11 protein-coding genes are annotated in these 13,205 nt (G+C 25.5%); 6 read left to right on the forward strand and 5 right to left on the reverse strand.

Annotation, left to right across the window (positions count from 1 at the left end):
• Positions 1-396 precede the first annotated feature (396 nt).
• Both NG918_RS05540 and NG918_RS05545 read right to left on the reverse strand, forming a co-directional pair.
• A complete protein-coding gene (locus NG918_RS05540) occupies positions 397-543 on the reverse strand; it encodes a hypothetical protein (RefSeq protein ID WP_252214122.1) in 147 nt (48 codons plus the stop codon).
• A gap of 99 nt (positions 544-642) precedes the next feature.
• Entirely contained in the window at positions 643-1,494 is an 852-nt protein-coding gene (locus NG918_RS05545; RefSeq protein WP_252225167.1) for an AraC family transcriptional regulator, read from the reverse strand.
• A gap of 198 nt (positions 1,495-1,692) precedes the next feature.
• On the opposite strand from NG918_RS05545, the gene NG918_RS05550 reads away from it, so the two are divergent.
• From NG918_RS05550 to NG918_RS05560, 3 genes are all read left to right on the forward strand, one after another.
• Positions 1,693-2,925: a dicarboxylate/amino acid:cation symporter gene (locus tag NG918_RS05550; protein ID WP_252214118.1), complete on the forward strand. Its 1,233-nt coding sequence runs from the start codon at positions 1,693-1,695 to the stop codon at positions 2,923-2,925.
• A gap of 122 nt (positions 2,926-3,047) precedes the next feature.
• Positions 3,048-3,863 (forward strand): RelA/SpoT domain-containing protein, encoded by an 816-nt coding sequence (locus NG918_RS05555; protein ID WP_252214116.1) that lies wholly within the window; start codon positions 3,048-3,050, stop codon positions 3,861-3,863.
• 242 nt (positions 3,864-4,105) lie between these two features.
• Positions 4,106-5,191, forward strand: coding sequence for an HD-GYP domain-containing protein (locus tag NG918_RS05560; RefSeq protein ID WP_252214114.1), 1,086 nt, complete (start codon positions 4,106-4,108; stop codon positions 5,189-5,191).
• A gap of 234 nt (positions 5,192-5,425) precedes the next feature.
• Here NG918_RS05560 and NG918_RS05565 read toward each other — a convergent pair whose 3' ends face one another.
• On the reverse strand, positions 5,426-6,433 hold the full coding sequence (locus NG918_RS05565; RefSeq protein ID WP_252214112.1) for a PLP-dependent cysteine synthase family protein: 1,008 nt from the start codon (positions 6,431-6,433) through the stop codon (positions 5,426-5,428).
• A gap of 350 nt (positions 6,434-6,783) precedes the next feature.
• Here NG918_RS05565 and NG918_RS05570 point away from each other — a divergent pair, with 350 nt between their 5' ends.
• Positions 6,784-8,172 carry a L,D-transpeptidase family protein gene (locus NG918_RS05570; RefSeq protein ID WP_252214110.1) on the forward strand — a complete coding sequence of 463 codons (1,389 nt, stop codon included), beginning with the start codon at positions 6,784-6,786 and terminating at the stop codon, positions 8,170-8,172.
• 119 nt (positions 8,173-8,291) lie between these two features.
• Here the strand turns inward: NG918_RS05570 and alr are convergent, their stop codons facing one another.
• Together alr and pdxR are read right to left on the reverse strand one after the other, a co-directional pair.
• A complete protein-coding gene (gene alr / locus NG918_RS05575; protein ID WP_252214108.1) occupies positions 8,292-9,452 on the reverse strand; it encodes an alanine racemase in 1,161 nt (386 codons plus the stop codon).
• A 144-nt stretch (positions 9,453-9,596) separates the two neighbouring features.
• The gene (pdxR, locus tag NG918_RS05580; RefSeq protein ID WP_252214106.1) at positions 9,597-11,057 is read right to left on the reverse strand and encodes a MocR-like pyridoxine biosynthesis transcription factor PdxR; all 1,461 of its coding nucleotides are present in this window, start codon (positions 11,055-11,057) and stop codon (positions 9,597-9,599) included.
• Between the two features lie 236 nt (positions 11,058-11,293).
• On the opposite strand from pdxR, the gene NG918_RS05585 reads away from it, so the two are divergent.
• The gene (locus tag NG918_RS05585; protein WP_252214105.1) at positions 11,294-12,676 is read left to right on the forward strand and encodes a L,D-transpeptidase family protein; all 1,383 of its coding nucleotides are present in this window, start codon (positions 11,294-11,296) and stop codon (positions 12,674-12,676) included.
• Positions 12,677-12,902: 226 nt separating this feature from the next.
• Positions 12,903-13,190, forward strand: coding sequence for a DUF503 domain-containing protein (locus tag NG918_RS05590; RefSeq protein WP_252214103.1), 288 nt, complete (start codon positions 12,903-12,905; stop codon positions 13,188-13,190).
• Positions 13,191-13,205 lie beyond the last annotated feature (15 nt).

Here is a 13,205-nt window from a genome sequence, read left to right on the forward strand (position 1 = left end):
CGATTAATTTTATCATAAAGTCCTCCTTAAAGTGCTTGTACTTTTAATTTAGGCTATGTTTTAGCAAAGTGTTGATATATGCATAAGCAAAGTGGGCTGAGTAATTGAACTTAGGAATGCTAAAATGAGTATAGTCCCATTTTAGCTTGCTCCCAATATAAAATTGCGACAAGCAGTAAATGTGACAATACTCATTAAGAATTCTCAAAGTCCAATTACAACGCCACTTTACCTATTGCATATATCAACACGCATTTAAAACATAGCCTTAAAAATAAATAATTATTATATTTATATGAATGTTAATTGTGATAAAGTTAGTGCTAAATTAAAAAAATAGCACTAACTTAAAAAAACTATTAATTGAAAATAGTTTTAAATATAGGTTTAGATACTTTAAAAATGAGTATCTATTTCTTTTCTTCTAATTTTTTTTAAGTCTTTTAGCCTTAAATTAGTTTTTTCCATGATGGTATCAAAAGAATCCCCTGCAATCATCATTTGTTTAGCTTTTTCACGAGCTGACATTTTATCATTACCCATATTTTAAATTCCCTCCTGTAATACTTTAATCAGTATTTATCTTTTCCTTAGAAAAATAATATATACATTACATTAAATGGAACTTAATATGCGGCATATCTATTTCAACAAAAGTTCTCTTGGTGATTTATTAAATAATTTTTTAAAAGAGCGTAGAAAACTAGAGTAATCATTAAATCCACACTTTGTAGATGCTTTTAAAACAGCTTCACCATTTTCTATAAGGTCTTTTGCTATTAATAATCTTTTTTGCAATATATAATTATGAAGAGTATAACCGGTTTCTTTTTTAAATTTATGCATTAAATAATACTTACTTATAAAAAATTTCTTTGCTAGAAATTCAATAGAAAGATCTTCTGATATATTAGTATTTATATATTTTAATATTTCTTCAATTTGTTTATCATATTTAAGAGATGACTTATCATTAATAAACATATCTTCAAGGTATATCCTATTTAAATAAATTAAGAATTGGATAAATAACGCATTGTTTAAAAGTTTACTTCCAAAATCATTTGAATTTAATGAAGACTCTAATGAACTAATAATGCCTTTTAATGAATTCTGTAATTTGATATCAAGTCTAATAAGATTAAAGCTTTTTTTATTAGCTAATTTAAAACAAGTCATCAAATCACAATTATTATAATTGTGAGATTCTATAAAATTTGAATTAACCCAAATTACTATTCTTTCATAAGCTTCAGACGAATCTATTAATGGTTTGTGCACATCATGATTATTTACAAGAAGTATATCCCAAGGTTTTAGATAATAAGCTTTTCCTTCTATTAGATAAGTTACTTTTCCAGATAAAAATATAATTATCTTATTGAACTCATGGTAGTGGAATTCAAATTCTTGATTTTTCTTATCTTTTATATGAAATAATTTAAAATCACTATGCAAGTAGCCAGCTTTATTTCCATAATCAATTGTATTCATTTAAATGACAACCTTTCAAATAATATATATAAATCATAGAGCACTTTTTACAATATTTCAAGCAATATATGCACTATTTATAGTTAAAATTCTGTATATAATAAAATTAACAAAGATATATTTTATATAAAAAATTAAAGGAATTATATTTTATCAAGAAGAGTAAAAAATAAAAATTCAATTAAGGAGGAATACGCTTTGAAGTTTATAAAAAACTATAAATATTCAATAATTTTATTACTATCAATTTTATTTGGTGGTACTATAGGACTTATAATGGGGGAAGATGCAAAAATATTTGAACCATTAGGAAAATTATTTTTAAATATGATATTTACAGCATTAATACCAATAGTATTTTTTAGTATATCATCATCAATAGCTAATATGGAGAGCTCTAAGAAGTTAGGCAAATTATTGGGAACAACTGTTATAGTATTTGGAGCAACTGCTCTTATTTCAGGAATATTAGGAGTGGCTAGTTTTAAATTATTTGATCCTACAAAAGGATTAAATTTATCTACATTTGAAAACTTAATTAATTCTAATCAAAATGAAACTATGAATTCAGTTGGAATATTAGAAAAGATTGTATCTAGCATCAGTGTTGGTGATTTTTCAGAACTTTTAACAAGAAGTAACTTACTTGCATTAATTTTATTTTCAATAATAGTAGGATTTGCGACAATGCTTTGTAAAGAAGAAGGTAAAATATTTGCAAAATTTTTAAATAGTGGTGCAGCAGTAACAATGAAAATTATAAGTATAATCATGTATTATGCACCAATAGGCCTTGGAGCTTATTTTGCAAGTATAATAGGAGAATTAGGAGGACAAATATTAACAGGATACTTGAAAGTATTTGTACTATATACTGTTCTGTCAATATTATATTTCGGTATATTCTTTACAATATATGCATATATTGCTGGTGGCAAAAGGGGAATTAAAAGTTTTTGGGAAAATTCTGTTGAACCAGCAGTAACAGCAGTAGCAACATGTTCAAGTGCAGCTTGCATACCTGTAAATATAAAAGCAGCTAAAAAGATGGGGGTACCAGATAGTATAGCTAAAATAATAATGCCAATAGGAGTTAATATTCATAAAGATGGATCAGTTATAGGTGGTGTATACAAAATTATGTTCTTGTTTGGAATATTTGGACGTGACACGGATAGTATTGGCTCATTAATAACTATATTAATTTTAGGATTATTAATAGGAGCTGTTGTAGGAGCTGTTCCAGGAGGTGGAGCAATAGGGGAAATGCTTATATTAAGTATGTTTAACTTTCCACAAGAAGCTCTTGCAATAATGCTTGTAATAGCCACAATAATTGATATACCAGCTACATTATTAAATTCATCTGGTAATACTGTTTGTACAATGATGATTTCAAAATTTATGAGGAATAAAAAAAATCAAGTATAGATGAAAAAGCTGATTTCTGTGTAATACATAATTCAGCTTTTTAAATATCTCTATTTATATTATGAGAAAATTAGTGTAGTATTAAATTATAAGAAAATTTTTTGGATAAGGGGAGTGTATTTATGAAAAAGGAATTTAATATAGATGAATTTTTATTAGAGTATCCACAGATTGACAAAACAATAGAGAAATATAATATTAATATGGAAAACATGAAAGCAATATATAATGATTATATTGAGTATAAAGATTCCTATGAAAATCAAGCAGGATTTATAGCTAATATATTACGTTCTCAAGAGGTTATACATTCAGTAAAATCAAGAATTAAAGAACCTATTAGGCTTATAGAAAAAATTATAAGAAAAACTGAAGATAGAAAAGAAAAATATGGCGATGATTTTGAATTTACAGTAGATAATTATAAACAAGAAATAAATGATTTAATTGGAATAAGGGTTATACATATATTTAAGGAGCAATGGAGAGAAATACATGAGTACATAATAAACACATGGAAAGTAGTAGAAATAACCGCTAATGTTAGAGATGGAGACAATATTGAGGTCTTCGAGGAATTAGATATAAAAGTGAGATCAAGAGCTTCAGGATATCGTTCAGTACATTACTTAGTTGAGTTTTGTCCAACAAACGAAAAAGTAGTTGCAGAAATTCAAGTTAGAACAATATTTGAAGAAGGATATGGAGAAATAGATCATATTTTAAGATATTCACACAATGAAATTCCAGAAATTCTAAAATCAAATTTATTATTATTTAACAGAATAGTTGGTAGTGCAGATGAAATGGCATCATTAGTTAATAATTTAAGTAAAGAATGGTGCGAAAAAGAGAAAAATTATATAAAAATGATAGAAGAACAAGACTCAGAAATAAATAGATTAAAAAATAAAATGACATGGATAGATGTAGAATAAAATTAAAAAAATATAGAGATTCAAAATAAAAGGTTTTAAATAAATGTAAAATATAAAAAATTATATTTTAAGAATATATTGAGGAAAATACTATGGCTACATAAATGTACCAATAGTATTTTTCTTTTTTACTCTTTAGTATTTTGTCTGATAATTATTAGTAAAAATTATGTTAAATTTTGCTTTAAAATGATAAAATATTAAAGTAAGAAGAAAAGTAAACTGGTTTAGGAGTGATTTAATTGATATTTGTACCTTATTATGAATTGAAAGCTGGAATGAAATTAGCTAGTAATATACATCTAGATAACAATAAAAAATCAAAAGCTTTTTTATTAAAGAAAGGTATGATATTAACAAATGCAAACATACAGAAACTAATAAATTTCAATGTTTTAGGTGCATATATTGATGATGGCAGAAAAAATCTAATATTAGATGATAACTTAAGAAAAAAATCTGTAACAACAATTAAGAATATTTTTGAAATGTGCAAAAGTAAGCATAAAATTTTGGAAGAGAATGTTATAAAAGAGATAGAATCAATATCTGTAAAGCTTGTCAATAATATGTGTAAAAATAAAAAAACATCTATAGGAATAACAGATTTACAATCATATGATGTTAACACATATCTTCACTCTTTGAGTGTAACAGTAATATCAATTGCAATAGGAAGTGCATTAAATTTAAGTAAGAAAGAGTTATGTGATTTAGGTGTTTGTGGATTATTACATGATATTGGAAAAGTAGCAATACCAATAGAAATAATAGGAAAACCATCAAAGCTTACTGAAGAGGAATTTAATATTGTTAAAACTCATGCAGAGTTAGGTGGAAACTATATTGTAGAAAATAAATATATGGATAATGATATATATTTAGGAGTTATAAGTCATCATGAAAAATTTGATGGGACAGGCTATCCGAATAAACTAAAAAGGGAAGATATCCCTTTGTTTGGGAGGATAATAACTGTAGCAGATGTATATGATGCTTTGACAGGAAATAGACCATATAGAAATCCAATAAAGCCTTTAGAAGCCATAGAATATATTATGGCAGGGGTTGGTAGCAGCTTTGATTATAATGTTGTAAAGGCATTTTTGAAAAAAATAGAACCATATCCTATTGGATCTTGTGTAAAATTAAGTGATAAAAGGCGTGCTACAGTTATTGGAGATAATATTAATAATCCATTAAGACCAATTATTAAAATACTACAAAAAAATGGGGATGAAGCAGAAATAATAGATCTTCAAAATGACTTAAATGCAAGAAATATTATAATTTTAGATATAGAGTATAAATATCTTATTAAGAAATAGGCATGATTTAGGAGATCTAGGTACTCAAGCTCTTATTAAATATTATGAAAATTAGGGATAGCAGATAATTATAAATAGATAGTAATTCATAGATGTTTATACATTGTATATTTTAATAATAATTTCAATATTATGCTATGTTTTAAATGTATGTTGATGCAATAGGTAAAGTTCAGTTACTTAGTTTGCTTTGCTTATTCATATTTAGACATTCTGATAAAACATAGCATAATGTTATAATCTTTTTAAACCTATTAATTCAATGTGTGATGAAATAAAGTTATCTTTAATTGGTTCACATTTCATTAAATCGGTACTTAAATATTTTTTATTATCATCAGCAAATATTGTAACTATATTTCCTTCATAATTATTTAGTTCAAGTGTTTTTATAGCACCTAAAAAATTAGCACCGGATGATATTCCAACTCCTAAACCTAAAATTCTAGATAGCTTTTGTGCCATTATAATAGCATCACCATCATTAATACTTATTACTTCATTTAATGATTTTAAATCAAGTATAGGTGGAATAAATTCATCAACAATTCCTTGAATTCGGTGTTCACTTACTTGAAAGCCAGTAGAAAGTGTAGGGGAATTTGATGGTTCCAATGGATATATTTTTATATTAGAATTTTTATCTTTTAGATATTTACCTATACCCATAATTGTTCCACCAGTTCCAACTCCAGCAACAAAAGCAGTAGGAATAATACCTAGATTACTTAAAGTATTCCATATTTCAGGTCCTGTAGATAGATAGTGAGCTTCTGCATTATCCTTATTAGAAAATTGACATGGAAGAAATACAGTATCAGAATTTAATCTTCTTTTTTCAGTAAGTTCTAAACATTTTAAAAAACCACCTTCTTTTTTAGAAACTAATATTAAATTAGCATTAAAGCTTGATAAAAGTTTTTTTCTTTCATCACTCATCCAATCAGGCATATAAATATCAATAGAATTTCCGAGATAAGTGCCTATAGCTGAGAATGATATACCAGTGTTTCCGCTAGTGGTTTCAACTATAGTGTAGTTTTGTTTTATAGAATTATTTAAATAAGCTTTTTTCAAAATATATAAAGCCATTCTATCTTTTATACTTCCAGTGTAATTATAATATTCAAGTTTTGAATATACTTTCAGTTCTTTCCCTTTATATTTAAATAATATTTCTACTAGGGGAGTATTACCAATAAGTTTTTCTAAATTATTTATTTTATTAAGTATATTATTCATAAGAAAACTCCTATTCTCAAATTTAATATTATAGTATAGACTATGTAATTTAAAAATATTGTTCTTAATATTAATAATATTTAAATGGATTAATAATTATTAGTGATTATTATAAAAAATAAATTTAATATATGATAAAACTTAAATTTAGTAAATAATATAGCAAAGTATATTGTAATAACAATAATTACTTTAAATAGAGGCTGATTTTACTAGTATATAGAGTTATTATAATAAGAATATTTGTGATATAATCATTAGGATAATGTATATATTAAAAGTGTATATATACATTATATACATAATATATAATTTTTAATTTTTCTTAATATAAAGAGGGGACAAAAAAGATGAGAAAACGAAGGCACAAACCTACCAAAAATATTACAAATGTTAAAGCTATTATAGTATGTGTTGCTATTTTACTTGCTATTTATTTGGGGGGATCAGCATATTTTGCAAAACATTTTTATTTTGGATCACAAATTAATGGTATAAATGTTGGAGGTGTAACTGTTGAAGAAGCAGAGAAATTATTAGCTTCTAAAATTCCACAGTATAAACTTGAACTTGAATTAAGGGATGATAAAAAGGAAGAAATTAAAGGTGATAGCATAGAATTAACTTATGATCCTAAAGATAAAATAGAAAATTTAAAGAGTGGTCAAAAAGCATTTTCTTGGCCAAAATCTATATTTAGTAAAAGTCATTCTACATTAAATGATATAGTAACTTTTAATGAAGATTTATTAGATAAACAATTAGATAATCTTTCTTGTATTAATGAAAATGTAACAGACCCTAAAAATCCTGATTTTGAATATACAAGTAATGGTTACAAAATATTGCCTGAAGTAAAAGGTAATAAAATAAAAAAAGAAGTATTTTCTGATGTAGTAAAAAACGCTGTTATTAATGGAGAAACAAAAATAAATTTAGAAGAAATAGACTGTTATGAAAATCCAAAATTTAATTTAGAGTCAAAAGAAGTTAATGAAGCAAAAGATCTACTTGATAAATATTCAAATTTAAAAATAACATATGATTTTGAAGATAGTAAAGAGGTATTAGATGGTTCTACAATACATAATTGGCTTTATGTTAATAATGATATGGAAGTAATGATTAGTGAAAAAAATGTTAGTCAATATATTTATTCTTTAGCAAGTAAATATAATACTTTTTCTAAAACAAGAGAATTTAAAACATCATTAGGAGAAACAGTAAATGTTGATGGTGGAAATTATGGATGGATTATAGACAAGCAGGCTGAAGTAAATGGACTAATTGAAACAATAAAAAAAGGTGAAGATACTACTAGACAACCTATTTATTCTCAAACAGCTATATCACGAAATAAGAATGATATTGGTAATACATATTTAGAAATTAATTTTTCTAAGCAACATATATGGTATTATAAAGAGGGTCAGTTAATTGCAGATGGTGACGTTGTTACTGGTAATGTAAGTAATAATTGGGGAACTCCTGTAGGAACATATAGATTAAACTATATAGAAAAAAATGCTACATTAAAGGGAGAAAACTATAGTTCACCAGTTAATTATTGGATGCCATTTAATGGAAATATAGGACTTCATGATGCAACTTGGAGAACAGAATTTGGTGGACAGATTTATTTGGCCAGTGGTTCACATGGATGTATTAATGCTCCGTATGAATTGGCTCAAAAAATATTTGAAAATATAAAGGCTGGAACTCCTGTAGTTTGTTATTAAAGAGTTTTAAATAATATATAAAATTTGTAGAAATATAATGGTGAATGTTTAAACGCTAAACGTAATAATGCCCCACAGGAAAAATCCTGTGGGGCATTTAAGTTTAAAAATAATATTAATTAAAGATAATTTTTAACATTAAATATTTCACCATTTTTCATATAAACTCTAGGTATTCTATATTTAAGCATACAAAGAATTTCATAATTTATTGTTCCCATAGATTTGGCAAGATCGTCAGCATTTAATTTTAAATCACTATCTTCACCAAGAATTATTACTTCATCTCCAACATTAACATCACTTATATCGGTAACATCAATCATACATTGGTCCATACATATTCGACCAACAACGGGAGCAAACTGCCCATTTAGTATAACTTTAGCACCAGGAGCAAGCAATCTAGAATATCCATCAGCATACCCTATAGGTAAAGTTGCTATAATACTTTTTCTTTTAGTTTTAAATGTTCTACCATAGCTTATATAGCTATTTTCATCTAATTCTTGTATACGTGTTAAACTGGCTTTTAAAGTTAGAGCAGGTTTTAAATTAATATTTTCTTTATTTATTTCATCAGATGGATAATATCCATAAAGTATTATACCAGCTCTTATGCTATCTAAATAAGTTTTTGGCATATCTATAATAGCACCGCTATTAGATACATGTTTTATTGGGATTTCAACGCCAACCATTGAAAGCTTATCTACAAAAGATGTGAATTTATTAAATTGTTCATTAGTATATTCTTTATCAGTTTCATCAGAAGTTGAGAAATGAGTAAATATACCAATTACATCTAGACCTTTTAAATTATATATTTCTTTAACATCCTCAATTGCTTTTTTATTTGGAATAAATCCAATTCTCCCCATACCTGTATCAATAGCAATATGCACTTTAGCTTTTTTATTAAATTTTATAGCTACATGTGATAGTTTTTTTGCATATTCTAAATCATAAACTGTTTGTTCTATATCATAATTAACTACTTCCTCAAATAAATATTCAGGAGTGTATCCTAAAATCATAATTGGCGCAATTACATTGTTATTTCTAAGCTCAATCGCTTCAGTTAAAACAGCAACAGCAAGCCTAGAAGCACCATTTTCAAGGAGAATGGGAACTACATCTAGAGCTCCATGCCCATAACAATCAGCTTTTACAACTGCTATCACATTTTTATCTTGTGCTAAGCTTTTTATATTTTTCATATTATAAGCTATTGCATCTAAATCTATTTCTGCCCATACAGGTCGCATTATTTTTTCCATTACTATCGTCCTCACTAGTATTATTTAATATTAATAATGGAACTATAATAATTATAGTTCACTTATTCTAATATTATTTTATTAAAGTAACCATAATAAAGAAAGAACCACTAAGTTTTTAATTTGTATAAATAGTGGTTTATCTTATAAGTTAGATTTACTTGATAATAGTTTTATATTATCTCCTATAATTTTAATACCTTTTTTAATATCTTTGTCACTCACTCTACCAAAGCCAATTCTAAAAGTATTTTTATCACCATTGCCTTCATAAAAAATATCTCCAGGCATAAACATAACACCTTCTTTATAACACAAATCTAATAGCTCTCTAGAATTTATATTATCTTTTAATTTAATAAAAACATGAAGACCACCTTCACCCGTTATATATTCATAAGGAATATACTTATTTATCATTTCAATAATAAGGTTATATTTATCTTTATAATATTTTCTAACATTCTTCAAGTATTTATTAAAAGAACCACTTTTTAAATAATAATAAAAAGTACTTTGATCTAAAAAAGAAGAGTGAATGTTTTTACCACGCTTTACACTTTCTAAAATATCAATAAGCTTTTGATCAGCAAATATCCAACCTATCCTAAGACCAGGAAATAAAATTTTTGAAAGGCTACCTATATATATAATACCATTACCTTCTCCAGCTAATGATGCTATAGGTTCAATTGGGGAACTAGAGTAGAGAAGCTCTTCATTAAATCCATCTTCTATTATTGGAACAGAATATTTTCTAAAAAGATTATATATTTCTTTTCTTCTTTCACTCTTAGTTACAATACCAGTTGGATTATTATAAGAAGGTATTATGTATCCAAACTTAGGATTGCATTTACTTAAACTTTTTTCTAGTTCAAGTAAATTTAAACCATCCTTATCCATTTCAATTTGTACAACCTTTAAACCGTAGGATTTCATTATTTTTATTGCAGTATTATGGGTTGGTTTTTCACAAATAATGGTATCACCCTTGGTAGTTAAAGAAGATATTATTATATCGAAAGCTTCTGTGAAACCATTTGTTATTAAAATATCTTTATTATTTGTATTAACTCTTTTTTTTATCATATAATCAAAAAAATAATCTATTAGAGGCTTGTATCCTTTAGCATATCCATAATTTAAAAGATTAGTATTTTCGTATGACCATGCATCTAATAAAGCTCTTTTAAAATCATCAAGATTGAAAAGAGTACTTTCAGGTGCTATGGATTTAAAAGATATTAATCCTTTTTTATAAGGCAATTCATTTTTTACAATATCCAAATTTCTAAGATTATTAGAATAATCATTTGTCATAGAATCGTAATTTATATTATATGGATAGCATTCGGTCTCACTTTCTATTGCAATAAAAGTACCAATACCTCTCTTAGTAATTATTATTCCAATGCTTTCTAATTCTTCATAAGCAGAAATAACAGAATTTCTACTTATATTTAAAAATTTACTTACTTCTCTTGTGGAGGGAAGTTTACTATCTTTTTTTAACTCGCCTTTTTTAATTCCATTAATAATATGTTGTTTTATTTGTAAATAAATAGGTTTATCTTTATCAATATTAAGATTAGAAAATATCAAATTTAATCACCTCATGTTTAAAGACATTTTTATTTTCTATATATTTTAAGTTATTTATTGTTAATTAGTATTATATCAATTTATTTAAACTCAGTACAATTAAAGTCATTTATAAATATAAAAATACTTTAAAAATAGAATAAATAATTTATCAATTTAATATAATGAAAAGAATTCAATTTAGAATAAGTACTATTACATTATACTATTTTAAGAAAGGAAAGGAAGTAATTATTGTGGATAAGCAATATAAAGAAAAGTACTTAAAGAATACAGGTATTATTCTTTTTATTTTTATTACTATATATCTTAGTTTATCTTTTTATTTTTTAAGTCATTTTTATTTTGGAACTATAGTAAATGGAGTTAATATTTCATGCAAAAATTTAGAGGATGCTAACAAAAAACTTTCAAATGAGCTAGAATCATATAAATTAGAATTAAAAGAACGTGATGGAACTAATGAAGAAATTTTAAATGATAGTATTAAATTGAAATATGATCCACAAGATAAGCTAAAAGATTTAAAAAATACTCAGAAACCATTTCAGTGGATTTTTAGATTTTTTAAAACAAGTAACTATAACAGTGTGAATTTAGTTTCATATGATGAAGATTTATTAAATGAATGTTTAAATAAGTTATCATGCTTTGATGAAAATAAAGTAGTAGAACCTCAAAATCCTACTTTTAAATATGTAGATCATGGATATGCTATTGTAGATGAAGTCTATGGAAATAAAATAAAACGAGATATTTTATATGAAAATGTAGTTAAATCAATAATTAATGGGGTAAATATTTTAAATTTAGATGAGATTGATTGCTACGAAAATCCTAAATATACATCTGATTCTCCAAAAGTTATAGCTATTAATAATAAACTTAACAAATATATATTAACAAAAATAACTTATGATTTTAGTGATAGAAAAGAAGTGGCAGATGATTCGATAATAAATGAATGGATTAAAGTAGATGATGATTTAAATATTGTATTTGATGAGAAAAAAATAAGACACTATGTTAATGAAATAGCAAATTCTTATAATACTGTGGCAAGAACTAGGGAGTTTTTAACCTCTATGGGAACGAAAGCTAAAGTTACAGGAGGAAATTATGGATGGATTATCAATACAGAAGAGGAAGTTAAGGCTTTAATAAATCTAGTTGAAAATGGACAAACTATTACAAGAGAGCCAATATATCGCCAAAAGGCAGTGAGTCGTGATGTTAATGATATTGGAAGAACTTATGTGGAAATTAATTTTACAAAACAATATTTATGGTTTTATAAAGATGGAACAATGGTTACACAAGGTGATGTAGTAACTGGAAATGTAAGCTTAGGACATGCAACTCCTGTAGGAGTATATATGTTAAATTATAAGCAAAAAAATGCAACTTTAAAAGGAGAAAACTACGCTACTGATGTTAATTATTGGATGCCATTTAATGGTGGAATTGGTATACATGATGCAATATGGAGGAGTCAATTTGGTGGAAATATATACAAAACAAATGGATCACATGGATGTGTCAATGCACCATCTTATTTAGCTCAAAAGATATTTGAAAATATTGAACCAGGAATTCCAATAGTATGTTATTATGAATAAAAAGTGAAAGATAATTATGAAAAAATATTAAGTAAAAGCGGATGATAATTTAGATCATTCGCTTTTTCATTTATATTGTAGTATAAAGATTTTAAACATAATATAAAAGGATCTTTCTAAGTGAATATTGTTATAATAAATATAAATGTTGACTTAAAATAGACTTTAAAATATATTTAATAAGTAATACTGTGAAATCTATTAAGAAAGGTTTTGAGCTAAAATTATGAAAATTTTAATACTAAAAATTACGTTAAGAGCTTCGTGGGTATTATCATTAAAAGAAAAGAGAATGATTGTAAAAAGTTTAATACAAAGGTTAAAAAATAAATTTAATGTATCAGTATCTGAAATAGATAAGCAAGATATTCATAAAACTATAGTTATTGGTATGGTTGGAATATGTGCAAATTCAGCACAAGCAGATTCAACATCAGAAAATATAATAGAATTTATAGATAGTAATACAGATGCAGAAATCATTCATATAGAAAAAGATGAAGACATATTATAGGATAATAGGAAAGGA

Source organism: Clostridium sp. ZBS2 (genome assembly GCF_023845855.1).
Taxonomy (GTDB): Bacteria; Bacillota; Clostridia; order Clostridiales; family Clostridiaceae; genus Clostridium; species Clostridium aquiflavi.

Bases quoted from the DNA above. Each gene is read 5' to 3' on its own strand.
- NG918_RS05540 (WP_252214122.1), bottom strand. From the start codon at position 543: ATGGGTAATGATAAAATGTCAGCTCGTGAAAAAGCTAAACAAATGATG.
- NG918_RS05545 (WP_252225167.1), bottom strand. From the start codon at position 1,494: ATGAATACAATTGATTATGGAAATAAAGCTGGCTACTTGCATAGTGAT.
- NG918_RS05555 (WP_252214116.1), top strand. From the start codon at position 3,048: ATGAAAAAGGAATTTAATATAGATGAATTTTTATTAGAGTATCCACAG.
- NG918_RS05565 (WP_252214112.1), bottom strand. From the start codon at position 6,433: ATGAATAATATACTTAATAAAATAAATAATTTAGAAAAACTTATTGGT.
- NG918_RS05570 (WP_252214110.1), top strand. From the start codon at position 6,784: ATGAGAAAACGAAGGCACAAACCTACCAAAAATATTACAAATGTTAAA.
- alr (WP_252214108.1), bottom strand. From the start codon at position 9,452: ATGGAAAAAATAATGCGACCTGTATGGGCAGAAATAGATTTAGATGCA.
- NG918_RS05590 (WP_252214103.1), top strand. From the start codon at position 12,903: ATGAAAATTTTAATACTAAAAATTACGTTAAGAGCTTCGTGGGTATTA.